This is a genomic window from Streptomyces sp. KR55, assembly GCF_052245645.1.
In the GTDB taxonomy this organism is placed as follows: domain Bacteria; phylum Actinomycetota; class Actinomycetes; order Streptomycetales; family Streptomycetaceae; genus Streptomyces; species Streptomyces flavusporus.
The window spans coordinates 1-14,176 of record NZ_JBQQCE010000241.1 but is presented as its reverse complement, the minus strand read 5'-3'; the positions used below and the strand labels follow the sequence as shown (position 1 = coordinate 14,176).

Genomic DNA, 14,176 nt, shown 5'->3' with positions numbered 1-14,176 from the left:
CGACATGCTCGTCACAGACCTCCCCCTCCCTCACCGCCCCAAGGGCTCCCCCTACACGGTGAACGACCAGCTCATGGTCACCACCGCCCTGACGATCGCCCACTGGAACCGCGAACACGGCGCCCGCCCCCGCCCCCTCCGCATCACCATGCCGGTGGACGACCGCCCCCGCGACACGACAATGCCCATCGGCAACGGCACCCGCCTGGTCGAAGTCCCCTTCTCACCGGACGAGTTGACCCCGGACGACATGGACACCCTGCTCCGCCGGACGGCAACCCGCACGCGCGCCCTCAAGTCCCTCTCCCGCCCCCAACTCGGCCACGGAGCCGCCCTGTTGACCGCCCCCGTCCTCCCGGTCCCGTGGCGCGCCGCCCTCACCCGCGGCCTCCGCCGCGCCGCCGCCCCCTGGACGTCCACGACACTCCTCAGCAACATCGGCCGCGTCCCGTACCCCCTGGACTTCGGCGAGGAGGCCGGCCGCGCCCACGCGGTCTGGTTCTCGGCCCCCGCCCGCATGCCCCGCGGCCTCACGGTCACCACCGCATCGACGGCCGGCCGCCTCCACCTCGCCCTGCGCTGGTCCCGCACCCTGCTCAGCCACGGCGACGGCGCCCATCTGCGGGACCTGTTCGAGCACTACCTGCACACCACGGAGGTCACCCGATGACCACCACCGCACCCCCCAAGGACCTGCGGGACTTCTACGAGAACCCCGCCGTCCCCGTCGCCTCCGGCACCCCCCGCAGCCTCCGCCAGGCCCGCATGCTGGCCGCCGCTCTCGGCACCGGCACGGCACAGACCGTCCTCGACATCGGCTGCGGCGACGGCACCGCGGCCGCCACCGCCGCCCCCCTCCTCCCCGGCCACCGCATCGTCGGCGTCGACTGGTCCCACGACGCCCTGACCCGCGCCCGCACCCGACTGCCGTACGCGGTGCGCGGCGAACTGACCGCACTGCCCTTCGGAACGGGCTCCGCCGACGCCGTCCTCTTCAGCGAGGTGATCGAACACCTCGTAGACCCGGACACCGCCCTGGAGGAGATCCGCCGCGTCCTGCGCCCGGGCGGCCATCTGATGCTGTCCACCCCGAACCTGGCCGCCTGGTACAACCGCGCCCTGCTGGCCGTCGGCGTCCAGCCGGTCTTCTCCGAGGTGAGCCTGCGCGCGATCCACGGCCGCCCCGGCCGGGAGGTCGTCGGACACCTACGGCTGTACACCGCCCGCGCGCTGCGGGAGTTCGTCGCGGCGGCGGGCTTCGACGTCGTACGACTGGAAGGTGCGCCCTTCCACGGCGTACCGCGCCCGCTACGACCGCTGGACCGCCTGGCCTGCACCAGACCACCCCTCGCCTCGATCCTCCTCCTGCACGCCCGAAGGACATAGGCCGTGTGGTGGGGAGTGGCCGCGGCCCTGATGGCGAACGTCCTGTACAGCAGCGGGTTCGTGCTGGAGAAACGGGCGCTGGCCGCCCTGCCCGAGGTCACGGTCCGCCGCCCCGGCCGCCTGCTGCGCCTGGTACTCGGCAGCCCGCTGTGGATCGGCGGCTCGCTCGCCCTCGCGGCCGGGTTCGCCGCCCAGCTCATCGTCTACCGCACCCTGCCGATCGCCGCCGCACAGGGCATCTTCGTCTCCGGCCTGGTACTGCTCGTCCTGCTCTCCGCCCTGCTACTGGGCGAGGAGACCAGCGGACGGGAGCGGTACGCGCTGGCCGCGATCCTCGCCGCCCTACTGATGGTCGTACTGTCGCTGGACGAGGCCACGGACACGGTCAGTCAGCAGGCCCCCTACGCCCTCGTCCTGCTGCTGTGCGTGCCGTCGCTGGCGTCCGGCGTGTGGCTGTACCGCGCCGCCGAACGCCGGGCCCTGCGCCGCCACCGGCTGCCGACGACCGGCGTCGAGTACGGGGTGGCGGTGGGCCTGCTCTACGGGGTCAGCTCGCTCGCGATCAAGGGCGTCTCCGGCTACTGGACGACGAGTGACCCGGCCGGTGCACTCCTGGCCGTACTGCGCTCCCCGTACCCGTACCTCCTGCTCTTCACCGGCGCCTTCGGCCTGGTCATGTCGCAGGCCGCGCTGCAGCGCTGCCGGGCCTCACTGATCGTGCCGGTGTGCACGACGGTGACCTGCCTGTACACGGCGGTGCTCGGAACGCTGTCGTTCGGCGAGGCACTGCCGGACGACCCACCGCGGCTGGCACTGCGGCTGGCGGGCACGGCACTGGCGGTCACGGTGCTGCTGAGCATGCCGAAACACGACAAGGCACCCCAACCATCCCTCCCCGCCAAGGAGTTGGCACCCCCATGACCCTCGACGACCCGTTGCTGAAGATCCTGGCGTGCCCCCTCGACAAGGGCCGGCTGCACCTGCTGCCACCGGACGGATCCATGACGCCGAAGGAGGCCCTGTACAACCCACGCCTGCGCCGCCGCTACCCGATCGTCGACGGCATCCCGCAACTGCTGCCGTCCTCCGGGGAGCAGGTCTCGGAGGACGAACACGAGGAGCTCCTCAAACGGATGGCGTCATGACCACGCTTGCCGCCCGCCTCGCCCCCTTCCTCCCGGCCCGCCTGGTCGCCGCGACCGCCCGCGCCGTGTACCCCCGCTTTGAACCGGAGCTGGCCAGGATCGCCGACTTCTGCCCGCCCGGCTGCGGCACCGCGGTAGACGTCGGCGGCTGGTACGGCCCGTGGACGCGCCGGCTGAGCGCCCGGTCCCGCCGGGTGGTGACCGTGGAACCCGTCCCGCACCTGGCACGCCTCCTCTCCTCGACGACCCCGGCGAACGTCCACGTGATCCAGGCCGCCGCCACGGACCGCCCCGGCACGGCCCGCCTCTGGCTGCCCCCGGACGACACCGGCGACCGAGGTGTCTCGTCCCTCATCCGCCGGGACATCCACGCCCACGCGGTGGAGGTCCCCTGCGTCGCCCTCGACGACCTGGGCCTGAGGGACGTCGACTTCATCAAGGTCGACGTGGACGGCAGCGAACTGTCGGTCCTACGCGGCGCGACGGCCCTGCTGGCCCGCGACCGCCCGACCCTGCTCGTGGAACTGGAGACCCGCATCCAACCGATCACCCCGGTCCTGACATACATGTCGCTCCTCGACTACGACGGCTGGGTGCTCCCCGGCAGAAACTGGATCCCCCTCTCCGACTTCCCCCTGGAGTCCCACCAGGCGATCACCTCTCACGTCGCCTCCCACGGCCTGCTCCGCCGAGTCCTCCCCCTCCGTACCCGCCCCCGCTACGTCAATTCCGTCCTCTTCCTCCCTGACGGCCGACGTCCGGGAGGGCCCGGCGTGGGCGACGATGGTTCCCATGCCGCCACGCTCAGGAAAGCCCCCCGCTAACCCCTTCACGCCGCTCGACTTCCAGCTCGTCCTGCTGCGCCGCATGGCCGACCACAACCCCGGTCTGGTGGAGGACGCCCGCCGCGAACTGGGCGTCTCGCTCGCACAGATGCGGGAGGCGAACAAACGCTGGCAGGCCATGCTCCGTTCCCCACGGTCCCGCAGCGCGGCATCCCGCTACCGCTCGGTCCTCGGCCCACCCGAGTCGACGATCCCCCGCCGCATCGGCGACCTCGACTGCGAGGCCTGGCAGTGGCCGGTCCCCCTCTGGCCGGACCTGCGCTTCGAGGTCCTCGTAGCGCCGAACGGGGTGGTGTGGAACGAGTGGCTGGTCCGCGCACCGGGCGCGGAAGCCCCCACCCTGCGCACGATCGACGACCTCACCCCGTGGTCCTGCACGGTCGACGAGGCAGCCCGCGCCTTCGCGCCGGCCCGACCACTGGAGGGGACGGCACCGACGCGGTGGGGGCTGGCCTTTGTGGCACCGGACGCACAAGGTGAACGACATGAGGTCGTCGCGGAGTTCACATGGGGTTTGCTTCAGCGGCTTGCCATCAGCGAGTAAGAACTCCTCCACGAGGTACGACAAGCGGGCCTACGTCTTCCACGGCACCGTCACCGTCGCCGCGATCCGGCTCTGGCTTCGTCCATGATCCGCCGGATGGAACCTGGCGGTGAGGCGCTCGAAAACCAGTGGAGCAGCGCCGCTGTGCGCCATTACCGTGCTGCCGAGCCAAGTCGTCTAGGCAAGGACGTGCCGTTGTACACCCTGTGAGACCTCCCGAGAGCTGATGTGTCGCGCGTCGCGCATGTGCGCCGCGCTCCTTTTTGCTGCGGACTTCTCACTGAAACCGGTGTACTTCTGTGCTCAATGACTGGGTGGTCATGCCCACCTGCCTGCCGACCGTTCTCCGCCGTTGCCACGCGTGCGTGTCCGAGCGCTTCCGGGCGAACGGTAAATTTCGCGTCAACGCAAACCACAAGCTCCTCGACGCCTGGCTCCTCGTGCTCTGTACCGCTTGCGGGGACACGGCAAAGCTCACGGTCCTGGAGCGGATGAACGTGCGCTCCGTACGACCTGAGCTGCTGGACCGGATGCATGACAACGACCCTGGCCTGGCAGCTGAGCTGCTCCAGGATCCGGTCGTGCGGCGCCGTAATCGCATCGCCCTCGACTGGGACAACGCCTGGCGCCTCGACACCGGCGGATCGGATCACCTGGACCGCGAGGTGATCGACGTCTCGGTCCGCTTTGCGGCGCGGATCCCTGTCCGGCCGGTGCGTCTGATCGCTGACGGTTGCGGTCTTTCGCGGGCCGAGACCGAGCGACTGATCACGGAGGGGAAGCTCGTTTCGGCAGTCCGGCTGAGCGGCAAGCTCTCCGGCGACTTCACCTTCACGCTCAAGCGCTGAGCCTTCCTCGGGGCCAGGGGCCTGTCCGGCGAGATCCGCCGGACAGGCCCAAACGCTGCCGGCGGAACCCGGTTCCCTGGGCCGGGATCGCCGCGTGGCCGATTTCGATGCCCAGGCAGACGGCCTCCGGGAACTGCGCGCCGTACCGCTGGGCGAACGACTACATGGCTCCGCCGGACGCGGCGGCCGTGAGGTCGTCGCGACTCGCACGCCGTGACCTCGCCGCGCGCAGCCCCAGGAATACCAGCAGGCCGAATGGTGACAGCAGGATCGTGAAGACCAGCAGCGGCCCCATCAGCAGGGCGGAGATCCCGAGCCGTCTGGCCTCCTGGTACATCCACTGCCCGATCAGGAGATCCCAGGCGATGACCTGCGCCCAGATGGCTCCCGCACCGTCCGCGAGGGCCGTCAGGTCGCGGAAGGTGTCCAGGTCCGGGCTGCTGACCGCGGTCCAGAGCTCGGGGAACACGGGGACCGCGAGCGCGAGATAGACGAGCAGTACGGGCACCACGGTCAGCGGGGATGCGGCGATGCGCGCGGTGGGGCTCCACGCCGGGGCGAAGATCATGAGCAACCAGACGGGTGCCGCCAGCCAGAAGGAGAGCTCGAAGAGGAATCCGGTCATGACACGAGCTCCTTCGAGGCGGTGGCGCCGTCAGCGTCACTTGCCTTGTGCGAGGAGGGGGTTGCAGCCCGCAGGGAGCCGTACGTCCCGAGAGCGGCGGCCGCCAGGATCAGGCCGGCCACCCCCAGCGTCGCGCCGTCCGGGTGGATCAGCGGCTGGCCCCGCAGCGCCTGCCACAGGACCAGAGCGAAGGCGGCGGCATACGCCCCCGAGGCGAGCAGCACGAGGCGCAACCGCACCCTGTCGTCGGCGAGGCGGGCGAAGCGCGGTGCGAGCGCGGTCAGCATCATGACCAACAGCGGCAGGAGCTGCAGCGCGTGCATGCCGACGAAGTGCGGGATCCGCAGATCGCCGCCGGTCGTCGACCAGCCGGTCAGCGGCATCGAGGGACCGCCGTCCGGCACACCCACGCTGTGCGCGCCGACCACCTGGGAGACGCCGCGCCGCTGCCCCGGCGCGGGCTGGGTCATCAGGAATCCGACGGCGGCCCCGGCCAGCGTCAGGACGATGCCGGAGCGCATCGCCCAGGCGGATGCGCGGTCGGTGATGCGGGCGCGGAGCAGCAGCACGGCGATGGCGAGCGTGCCGAGCCACAGGATGACGACCGTGACGGCCATCGCATTGAACAGCGCCTCGTCGAAGGGCGTTGCGTGGTTGAAGTGGCTGCGCTTGCCACGTATCACCTGGCCGGTGATGATCACCATCTCGACGAGGCTCGCGAGCGCGACGACCGTCCCCGCCCACCAGCCCATGCGTCGGGCGTGGGGGAGGAGCGACAGCATCCAGGCCAGGGTGAGGCAGTACGCCACGAACGAGACCGAGAACTTGAACGGCTTGAACCAGATCGGCGCGCCCACCAGGACACGGTCGTCGACGACGAGTCCCACGGCGGATATGACCGCCATCATCACCATCGCCGCCGAGAACAACACCAGCGGTCGATGCCATGACCGCCAGGGCACCGAAGGCCCCCACGACGACGCAGGCCATGAAGACGGACGGGATGAAGACACAGTTACCCCCTCTGAATAGATAGCAGAACTATCCGCTATCTGATAGTCCCACTATCTATGATGAGGAGCGGGTCGGCAAGGACCGGCGCGGTGAGCAGGGCAGAGGCCAAGGAGTGAACCGGCAGTGCGCATTGGCGAGTTGAGCCGAAAGACCGGGGTTCCGGTGCCGACGATCAAGTACTACGTCCGTGAAGGGCTGCTGCCCCCGGGCGAGCTGACCAGCCCGAACCAGGCGACCTACGGTGAGACGCACGAGCGTCGGCTGCAGCTGATCCGCGCCCTGCTCGATGTGGGCGGCCTGAAGGTGGCCGAGATCGCGGACGTACTGGCGGCCGTCGACGATCCGAAGCGTCCGCTGCACAAAGTGCTCGGCGCCGCCGCGGACCGCCTCGGCAGCACAAACATCGAGCACGACGACGCCGAGTCGGCGGCCGCCCAGGCCGCCGTCGCCGACCTCATCTCCCGGCGTGGCTGGCGGACGCACGAGTCGAACCCCGCCGCGGCCGACCTCTCCAAGGCTCTTGCCGCCATGGCCCGGTTGGGACACGGGGCGTTCGTCGAAGTGCTCGACGACTACGCCGACGCCGCCGAGCAGGTCGCCCGCGCCGATCTCGGGTACGTGGACCGGAGGGTGGCGGTCGAGGACATGGTCGAGGGTGTGGTGGTCGGGACCGTTCTGGGTGAAGCGGTGTTCAGCGCGTTGCGGCGGCTGGCCCATGTGGACGCCTCGGCGAAGCTGTACGGCACGGATGGGCCGCCGCGGGAACGGAAGACGAGCTGAGCTGACCGCACGTTGGGATACGCTCACGGAGCAGGCGCGCTTCATGGCGTGCGGGCGCATGCGGGTCACTCATGGCGGGCACGCCCGTCATGGCGCCGGCCACCAGCCACGCACCCATGCCCGGCACACCCGGCCGCAGTGCGTGCTGCTCGCGGGCATCAGCACCCCCATCCAGCGCGGAGGCGGCCGCATCGCCCAATTGACCTGCGGAGTCATGAACTCCGCGCCGCTACACCCCTCGGTGCCCGCTGAGCGTGCCGGAAAACCGGGTGCCTGCGGCCGCGATCGTCACTTACCGTGCCGGGCATGCGCGTCGTCTTCACCAAAGGTCCCGGTACGAGCTACGACATCGCCGTGCACCGCGAGACCGGTGCCGCGCTCGCCCCACGCAACGGGCCCGGCGGGCATCCGTATCTCCCGCACGACCTGGTGCACTTCCTCGTCGAGGCGGAGGCCGGCATCAAGCTCGGGGTCTACGGGCGGCTGGCCGCCGGTGACAACGGCCTGTTCTGGCCCGCCGACCCCGCGGAGCGCGCCAAGGCCGCCCGGCGCCGCAAGTCGAAGCGGGTGAAGTCGTCCCCGCAGGCGAAGGCCGACATGGCCAGGTCGGAGGAGCTGGCGGGTATTGCCGTACCCGTGTGGGAGGTGCGGCGCGGCCACGCGCGGGAGCTGCCGGCGTATGTGTCGGCGGGGGAGATTCCCCCGGTGGTCGACCGGATCGTGTCCCGGTTCGACGACTACGCCGACCGCTGGCACACGTTGCCGGTCGGAGGTTCGCTGACCCTGACGTGGTGACGTCGGCTCAGTCCGCCACCACGGAACGTGTGCCAGACCCCAGCTCACGTTGTCAGAGCCAAGCGGACGCGCGGGGCGTACGACGACGGCTGGTCGCCGAGTTCGCGTGGGAGATGTTGCAGCGGACGGTGGTCGCCGACAAGCCAGGCCCGCTACGACGCCGGCTTCAGGTCGACCCGCCTCCGTACGACGTTGATGCCGACGACCTCGACGGACAGCTCGTCGCCCACCTCCGGCAAGTACGGGTCGTTGAGCGTGTCCCGGTGCACAAGCCCCTCCACGCCGTCGGCCACCCGCACGAACACGCCGAACGGGACCGTCTTGGTGACCGGGCCGCGTACCACCCGGCCGAGCCCGTTCCGTGCGAACTCCGTCAGGGGGTCCGGAGCCAGGGCGGCCAGGGACAGCCGGACCTGCTGCCGGGGCAGTTCGAAGGCGAGGATCTCGGCCGTGACCTCCTGGCCGACGTGGACGACCTCGTCGAGCGAGTCGAACCGGTGCCGGGAAAGTTCGGGGACGGTGACGAAGCCCTCGACGCCGTCGAGGTCCACGAACACGCCGAAGGGCGCGATGCGGGTGACGACTCCCCGTACGATCTGCCCGCGCTCCAGCCCTCGCCACGTGGTCTCGGCCCCGGCAAGCCGACGCCGGGTCCCCACGAGCGTGGCCAGATCCTCGGCGAGCGCGATCTCGACCGTCTTCAGCGCGGGATGCTCCAGCCAGTACCGGCGGGGCAGGTCCACGGCCCCCTCGTGCATCGGCGGCCAGTCGGCGGCCGGGGTGAAGTCGTCGATCACGATCGTGCCGCCCGGAGCGAGGAGCCGGGCCGGGTCGGCCGGGATGTCGTCCGCGGCCTTGGCCGTGCCGCCGCCGTCGAGGACCAGCAGGTCGTAGGGCCCGTGCTCCTCTATGCGCCGCCAGTCACCCGTGACCACCTCCACCTCGGGCCGGTCCGCGAAGACCTCCGCCGCGACCCCCGCACGCTCCGGATCCCGCTCCACGCTCACCAGACGTACGCCCTCACCCGCCCCCGAGGCCAGCCAGGCCAGACCGACGCCGCAGCCCGTGCCCGTCTCGCCGATCAGGTGGCGGGCGCCGCCCGCCAACGCGTGCAGCAGGCGGCCCTGTTCGGGGCGGCAGGAGTGGGGGAAGCCGTGGGCGCGGGCGGCGGTGAGGGCGCGTTCGACGAGCGGGGGGAGGAGGTCGGTGGAGTCGTACGCGTCCGTTCCGGAGATCGACATGCCGGCGATCCTGCCGCAGCCGCCCGTCAGCCCGTAAGACTCATGTGCCCCGCCGTGCCTGCCACCTTCGCTCCTCCACGAAGAACACGGCCACATAGCCGAGCCGCACCGTGATCACCACACCCAGGCCCGCCCACACGAGAGGCCAGGACTCCCCCTCGCTGCCCACCAACTCCGTCGGCACGGCACCGACCCGGCCCCGGGGGTCGTACGTAACGTCCAGACGGCTTCCCGGACTGGCCCACCGAACTCCCATGATGAACTTGTCCGGTCGTCCGGCCGCGCAGTTCAGACGGTGCACGTAGTCGGTCCGGGTGCTGGTGTGCGTCACGTTTCCTGCGCTGTCGTAGTGCGTGGTGGTGTGCCGCTGTTCGTCGACCTCGACGACCGTGCACATGGTGTGCCTGCCGCGGGTCTGCAGCACCTCGTCGCTCACGAAGCCGCTCACCGCTCCGGCCACCCCGCACAGCAGCAGACTGCTCAGTCCCATCACGAGGAACTGGGCGATGAACCACCTCTCGCTGCGGAGGTAGAGCAGGAAGGAGAAGAACCCGCCGGAGAAGCCGGCCAGGATCATCACCGCGCCCAGGACCGCGCTCGGCCAGCCGGGGCCGTGAGCGTTCAGCATGGCCCCCGCGTACGTGACTCCCACCACGGACACGGGGATCGCCACGGCGATGAACGCATCAACAGCGCCCCACACCCAACCGCGTTCGTGGGTCATGAGACGGTCGAGCAAGGCCGAACCCTTCTCGACGACCGCGTCGACAGCGCGGTCCACGAGCCCCTGCCCCGGCTTGCGCATAGCCCTCCCGCAGTCGCATTCACAAGGGGACATGCCCCCGTGGATGCGTGTGCGAACGATTTACCGTCCCCGCCTGAGGGTGGTCGCGGCGATGAGTGGTCCGACGGCGGCCCCGACGTTGAGTGCCGCGGTGGCGTACGAGTCGGCCATGGTGGCGTCGGCCTGTGTCATCGACGTCAGGATGTACTGCCCCGCCGACGATCAGCTGAACGCTTCAGGACTGAGCCGGAGCCTTGCCCGCGTTCCCCACCGCCACCATCGCCTCGACCACCCGCGCCACCGACCCCGTGTGCAGCGACAGGAAGAGGTTCGGCTCGACCAGCTCCAGCTCCATCACCCGCGGCTCCCCGTCCTCCCCGTCCACCAGATCGACGCGCGCATACAGCAGGTCGGGCGCGTCCGGTACGGCAGCCAGGGCGCGCTCGGCGACGGCCAGTTCGGCGTCCGTCGGTTCCCACACCTCCAGCCCCGGATGGGCGACCTTGCGCTCGTCGTACGGCGTCCCCGGCGCGAGCACGGCCCCCTTGCGGCTGGCGTGCAGCAGCCGCCCGCCGAAGAACTGCAGCGCCCGCTCGCCGGCGGTGTCGATGCTCCGCACAAACGGCTGCACCATCGCCGTGAGCCCCTCCTCATGCAGGCGCACGAGGTGTCGTACCGCCGTCTCCCGCTCCTCGGGCAGATAGCGCGCGGCGTACCGGGCACCGGCGCCGGAGGTGGGCTTGACGACGTACTCGTGGTCGTCGGGGAGGTCGGCGGGCTCGCCGGGGGCTATGTAGCGGGTGGGGACGGTCGGCACTCCGGCCGCCGCCAGCTCCCCGAGGTACCGCTTGTCGGTGTTCCACCGCACCACGTCCGCCGGATTCGCCAGCCGCGTGGCCTTGCCGCACGCCTCCGCCCAGGCCACGAACTCGGCGGCCCGCCAGCTGTAGTCCCAGGTCGAGCGGATCACGGCGAGATCGAACCCGGCCCAGTCGACCGCCGGGTCGTCCCACTCGACGGCCACCGCCTCGGCACCGCCCGCAGCCAACGCCTCGATCAGCAGCGGCAGATCACGGTCGACGCTGACCTCGGGGCCGGGACGGCAGGTGACGAGGGCGATACGGGGCACGGCGGACTCCTCGGGGCGACGACGGCGGAACGCTGCGCAGGCTAACAATCGCCTCCGCAACCGAAGAAGACCGCTTGACCTTCCCCTTTGGTGAAGACCCAGCATCGGTGGCGGAACCGGAGGAGTGCGAGGTGCACATGAACATGCTGACGATCGGGGCGTTCGCCAAGACGACCCGGCTGTCGCCGAAGGCGCTGCGGCTGTACGACGAGCTGGACCTGCTGCGCCCCGCCCGGGTCGATCCGCACACCGGCTACCGCTACTACGCGGTCGAGCAGTTGGAGCGGGCCCGACTGGTGGCATGGCTGCGTCGGCTGGGCATGCCACTGGCCAGGATCCGTACGGTGTGCGCCCTCCCGCCCACGGCCGCCGCCCAGGACATCCGCGCGTACTGGGCGCGGGTGGAGGCGGAGACGGCCGAGCGGCGGGACCTCGCCGCATTCCTCGTCGACCACCTGACGACACCGTCCCGAAAGGACCCCGCCATGAGCACACTGGAACTGCGCTACGCCGCCCACTCCGACCCGGGCCTGGTCCGCCCGGCCAACCAGGACACGGCCTACGCGGGCACCCGCCTTCTCGCCGTCGCCGACGGCTACGGCCCCGCGGGCGGCCCGGCCAGCACCGCCGTAGTGGAGGCGCTGAAGGTGCTGGAGGAGGCGGAGGAGGTGCCAGCGGGAAGCGTGCTGAACCTCCTGGAGTCCGCGGTGCGGGACGCGTCCCTCGCGGTGCACGACGTCTCCGCTGCCGAGGAGGCGGGGACCACCCTCACCGCCATGCTGTGGACCGGCTCCCGGCTCGCGCTCGTGCACATCGGCGACTCCCGGGCGTATCTGCTGCGGGACGGCGGCCTGTTCCGCATCATCCACGACCACACGGTGGTCCAGTCGATGATCGACGAGGGCCGCCTCACCCCGGAGGAGGCCACGACCCATCCCCAACGCGCCCTCCTCCTGAAGTCCCTCACGGGCACCGCCCCCGCCACCCCGGACCTGCGCCTGCACGACGCCCACCCCGCCGACCGCTATCTGCTGTGCTCCGACGGCCTGTCCACCGTGGTCCCCGAGGCCCGGATACGACAGCTGCTGGCCATCGCGCCGACCCCCGACGAGGCGGTTCGCGCGCTGGTCGGAGCGGCGAACGAGGCGGGCGGCCCGGACAACGTCAGTTGTGTGGTGGCGGACGTGGTGGAGGCGGTGGCCTGACGGACGGGGGCCGGTCAGCGCTCCCCCTCCGGGTCCCAGTCCAGCAACCGCACCTTCGCCACCGTCCGGACATGCCGGCGCATGGCCGTGGCCGCCCGGCCGGGGTGCTGGGCCTCGATGGCGTCGAGGATGGCCTGGTGCTGGGCGAGGGAGCGGGTGGGGCGGCCGGGCTGGCGGAGGGATTCCGTGCGGCTCTCGGCGATCTGGTCGGCGATGGAGCGCATGAACTCGGCGAGGATGCTGCTGTGCGCGGCCGCCGTGACCGCGCCGTGGAAGAGGCGGTCCCCCTCGACGCCGTGACCGCCCCGCTCGATCTCCGCCGTCATGTGGGCGAGGGCCGACCGCATCGCGGCCAGATCCTCCTCCGTGCGGCGCTCGGCGGCCAGTTCGGCGAGTTTGGTCTCCAGGGCCTCGCGGGCCTCCAGGACGTCGGGGAGGCGCCGACGGCGTTCGACCAGTTTCTCGACCGGTTCCACTTCGAGGCTGTCGCGGACGAGGTACGTGCCGCCGCCGTGCCGTGCCTCCACCAGGCCCTGCACCTCCAGGACCACGATCGCCTGCTTCACCGAGGCCCGGCTGACGCCCAGCCGCTGGGCCAGGTCACGCTCGGGTGGCAGCCGGTCGCCGGCGCGCAGGCCGCCCTCCGCGACGTACTGGCGCAGCCGGTCCAGTACCTGCTCGTACAGGCGCTGCTTCGTCATGGGGCGCAGGGCGTCGGTCACTGGGTCCCCCTCTCGTCGGGAGCCTAGCACCGGGCAGGCGGACTGGTTGAGTGGCTGAGCCAATTCTTGCCCGACCCCTTGACGTCCCCCGCCGGTGCGCGCACGCTGACCAGCCAGTCGGCCAAGTGGCTCAGCCACTCAACCACTCGTATTCGTCTTCTCGCCCGCTCGTCCATTCCCCTCACCGTTCCGGGACCCAAAGACGGGAGCCCGTATGTCCCCCGAACTCATCTCGATCCTCGTCCTCGCCGTGGTGTTCGTCATCGCCACCACCCGCTCGATCAACATGGGGGCGCTCGCCTTCGCCGCCGCCTTCGCCGTCGGCACCCTCGTCGCCGACCTCGACGCGGACGGCATCTTCGCCGGCTTCCCCGGCGACCTGTTCGTCGTCCTCGTCGGGGTCACGTACCTGTTCGCGATCGCCCGCGCCAACGGCACCACCGACTGGCTGGTGCACGCCTCGATCCGGCTGGTGCGCGGCCGGGTCGCGCTGATCCCCTGGGTGATGTTCGCCCTGACCGGCGCGCTCACGGCGATCGGTGCGGTCAGTCCGGCCGCCGTCGCGATCGTCGCGCCGATCGCCCTGAGCTTCGCCGTCCGCTACGGGATCAGCCCGCTGCTGATGGGCGCGATGGTGGTGCACGGCGCGCAGGCCGGCGGTTTCTCGCCGATCAGCATCTACGGTTCGATCGTCAACGGCATCGTGGAGCGGGAGAAGCTCCCGGGCAACGAGGTCGCCCTCTTCCTGGCCTCCCTGGTCGCCAACCTCGTGATCGCGGGGGTGGTGTTCGTCCTCTTCGGGGGGCTCAAGCTGTGGAGGCAGGGGGCGGTGACGCCCACGGACGGGACTACGTCGACCGGGAAGCAGCCTCCAGCAGGGACCAGCACCGGAACCGGCACCAGCCCCGCCCCCACCGCCGTCCTCACCCGCGACGACGACCACGAACCCGCCACCCGCCTCACCCCCGCCCGCATCGCCACCCTCGTCTCCCTGGTCGCCCTCGTGGTCGCCGTCCTCGCCTTCGACCTGGACGCGGGGCTGACCGCGATCACCCTGGCCGTCGTCCTCAGCACTGCCTGGCCCGAGGACAGCCGCGCGGCGGTCTGACCGAT

At 71.0% G+C, this 14,176-nt stretch carries 15 protein-coding genes and 2 pseudogenes; 11 read left to right on the top strand and 6 right to left on the bottom strand.

Annotated elements, in window-relative coordinates:
- From ACTWQJ_RS30160 to ACTWQJ_RS30130, 7 genes and pseudogenes are all read left to right on the top strand, one after another.
- Positions 1-670: pseudogene (locus tag ACTWQJ_RS30160) on the top strand (condensation protein); the annotation flags it as partial.
- Entirely contained in the window at positions 667-1,386 is a 720-nt protein-coding gene (locus tag ACTWQJ_RS30155) for a class I SAM-dependent methyltransferase (protein WP_443309686.1), read from the top strand. The pseudogene ACTWQJ_RS30160 and the gene ACTWQJ_RS30155, both read left to right, overlap by 4 nt.
- Before the next feature lie 15 nt (positions 1,387-1,401).
- Entirely contained in the window at positions 1,402-2,307 is a 906-nt protein-coding gene (locus ACTWQJ_RS30150; RefSeq protein WP_443309689.1) for a hypothetical protein, read from the top strand.
- Positions 2,304-2,531, top strand: a complete 228-nt coding sequence (locus tag ACTWQJ_RS30145; protein ID WP_443309685.1) for a Trm112 family protein — start codon at positions 2,304-2,306, stop codon at positions 2,529-2,531. Before ACTWQJ_RS30150 ends, ACTWQJ_RS30145 begins: the two co-directional genes overlap by 4 nt.
- Entirely contained in the window at positions 2,528-3,355 is an 828-nt protein-coding gene (locus ACTWQJ_RS30140) for an FkbM family methyltransferase (RefSeq protein ID WP_443309684.1), read from the top strand. Before ACTWQJ_RS30145 ends, ACTWQJ_RS30140 begins: the two co-directional genes overlap by 4 nt.
- Complete coding sequence (locus ACTWQJ_RS30135; RefSeq protein WP_443309683.1) at positions 3,315-3,920, top strand: hypothetical protein; 606 nt, start codon at positions 3,315-3,317, stop codon at positions 3,918-3,920. Before ACTWQJ_RS30140 ends, ACTWQJ_RS30135 begins: the two co-directional genes overlap by 41 nt.
- A 320-nt stretch (positions 3,921-4,240) precedes the next feature.
- Positions 4,241-4,768: a DUF1062 domain-containing protein gene (locus ACTWQJ_RS30130; protein WP_443309688.1), complete on the top strand. Its 528-nt coding sequence runs from the start codon at positions 4,241-4,243 to the stop codon at positions 4,766-4,768.
- A 160-nt stretch (positions 4,769-4,928) separates the two neighbouring features.
- Here ACTWQJ_RS30130 and ACTWQJ_RS30125 read toward each other — a convergent pair whose 3' ends face one another.
- Together ACTWQJ_RS30125 and ACTWQJ_RS30120 are read right to left on the bottom strand one after the other, a co-directional pair.
- A complete protein-coding gene (locus tag ACTWQJ_RS30125) occupies positions 4,929-5,393 on the bottom strand; it encodes an ABA4-like family protein (RefSeq protein WP_443309682.1) in 465 nt (154 codons plus the stop codon).
- Positions 5,390-6,307 (bottom strand): hypothetical protein, encoded by a 918-nt coding sequence (locus ACTWQJ_RS30120; RefSeq protein WP_443309687.1) that lies wholly within the window; start codon positions 6,305-6,307, stop codon positions 5,390-5,392. The genes ACTWQJ_RS30125 and ACTWQJ_RS30120 overlap by 4 nt, the downstream gene beginning before the upstream one ends.
- Before the next feature lie 223 nt (positions 6,308-6,530).
- On the opposite strand from ACTWQJ_RS30120, the gene ACTWQJ_RS30115 reads away from it, so the two are divergent.
- Positions 6,531-7,187, top strand: a complete 657-nt coding sequence (locus tag ACTWQJ_RS30115) for a MerR family transcriptional regulator (protein WP_443309681.1) — start codon at positions 6,531-6,533, stop codon at positions 7,185-7,187.
- A 306-nt stretch (positions 7,188-7,493) separates the two neighbouring features.
- Complete coding sequence (locus ACTWQJ_RS30110; RefSeq protein ID WP_443309680.1) at positions 7,494-7,982, top strand: hypothetical protein; 489 nt, start codon at positions 7,494-7,496, stop codon at positions 7,980-7,982.
- Between the two features lie 152 nt (positions 7,983-8,134).
- Here ACTWQJ_RS30110 and ACTWQJ_RS30105 read toward each other — a convergent pair whose 3' ends face one another.
- The 3 genes from ACTWQJ_RS30105 to ACTWQJ_RS30095 all read right to left on the bottom strand — a co-directional run bounded on the left by ACTWQJ_RS30105 (position 8,135) and on the right by ACTWQJ_RS30095 (position 11,136).
- Positions 8,135-9,223, bottom strand: coding sequence for a S1 RNA-binding domain-containing protein (locus ACTWQJ_RS30105; protein ID WP_443309679.1), 1,089 nt, complete (start codon positions 9,221-9,223; stop codon positions 8,135-8,137).
- Between the two features lie 40 nt (positions 9,224-9,263).
- Entirely contained in the window at positions 9,264-10,028 is a 765-nt protein-coding gene (locus ACTWQJ_RS30100; RefSeq protein WP_443309678.1) for a hypothetical protein, read from the bottom strand.
- A gap of 214 nt (positions 10,029-10,242) precedes the next feature.
- Entirely contained in the window at positions 10,243-11,136 is an 894-nt protein-coding gene (locus ACTWQJ_RS30095; RefSeq protein ID WP_443309677.1) for an ATP-grasp domain-containing protein, read from the bottom strand.
- A gap of 137 nt (positions 11,137-11,273) precedes the next feature.
- On the opposite strand from ACTWQJ_RS30095, the gene ACTWQJ_RS30090 reads away from it, so the two are divergent.
- Positions 11,274-12,341 carry a MerR family transcriptional regulator gene (locus tag ACTWQJ_RS30090; protein ID WP_443309676.1) on the top strand — a complete coding sequence of 356 codons (1,068 nt, stop codon included), beginning with the start codon at positions 11,274-11,276 and terminating at the stop codon, positions 12,339-12,341.
- A gap of 14 nt (positions 12,342-12,355) precedes the next feature.
- On the opposite strand, the gene ACTWQJ_RS30085 is transcribed toward ACTWQJ_RS30090, so the two are convergent.
- Positions 12,356-13,063: a FadR/GntR family transcriptional regulator gene (locus ACTWQJ_RS30085; RefSeq protein ID WP_443309675.1), complete on the bottom strand. Its 708-nt coding sequence runs from the start codon at positions 13,061-13,063 to the stop codon at positions 12,356-12,358.
- A gap of 214 nt (positions 13,064-13,277) precedes the next feature.
- On the opposite strand from ACTWQJ_RS30085, the pseudogene ACTWQJ_RS30080 reads away from it, so the two are divergent.
- Positions 13,278-14,168: pseudogene (locus ACTWQJ_RS30080) on the top strand (SLC13 family permease); the annotation flags it as partial.
- Positions 14,169-14,176: the final 8 nt, after the last annotated feature.

Excerpts from the sequence above, each read along its gene's own strand:
- ACTWQJ_RS30105 (WP_443309679.1), bottom strand. The coding sequence starts at position 9,223 with ATGTCGATCTCCGGAACGGACGCGTACGACTCCACCGACCTCCTCCCC.
- ACTWQJ_RS30120 (WP_443309687.1), bottom strand. The coding sequence starts at position 6,307 with ATGGTGATGATGGCGGTCATATCCGCCGTGGGACTCGTCGTCGACGAC.
- ACTWQJ_RS30135 (WP_443309683.1), top strand. The coding sequence starts at position 3,315 with ATGGTTCCCATGCCGCCACGCTCAGGAAAGCCCCCCGCTAACCCCTTC.
- ACTWQJ_RS30140 (WP_443309684.1), top strand. The coding sequence starts at position 2,528 with ATGACCACGCTTGCCGCCCGCCTCGCCCCCTTCCTCCCGGCCCGCCTG.
- ACTWQJ_RS30090 (WP_443309676.1), top strand. The coding sequence starts at position 11,274 with ATGAACATGCTGACGATCGGGGCGTTCGCCAAGACGACCCGGCTGTCG.
- ACTWQJ_RS30100 (WP_443309678.1), bottom strand. The coding sequence starts at position 10,028 with ATGCGCAAGCCGGGGCAGGGGCTCGTGGACCGCGCTGTCGACGCGGTC.
- ACTWQJ_RS30145 (WP_443309685.1), top strand. The coding sequence starts at position 2,304 with ATGACCCTCGACGACCCGTTGCTGAAGATCCTGGCGTGCCCCCTCGAC.
- ACTWQJ_RS30110 (WP_443309680.1), top strand. The coding sequence starts at position 7,494 with ATGCGCGTCGTCTTCACCAAAGGTCCCGGTACGAGCTACGACATCGCC.
- ACTWQJ_RS30125 (WP_443309682.1), bottom strand. The coding sequence starts at position 5,393 with ATGACCGGATTCCTCTTCGAGCTCTCCTTCTGGCTGGCGGCACCCGTC.
- ACTWQJ_RS30155 (WP_443309686.1), top strand. The coding sequence starts at position 667 with ATGACCACCACCGCACCCCCCAAGGACCTGCGGGACTTCTACGAGAAC.
- ACTWQJ_RS30130 (WP_443309688.1), top strand. The coding sequence starts at position 4,241 with ATGCCCACCTGCCTGCCGACCGTTCTCCGCCGTTGCCACGCGTGCGTG.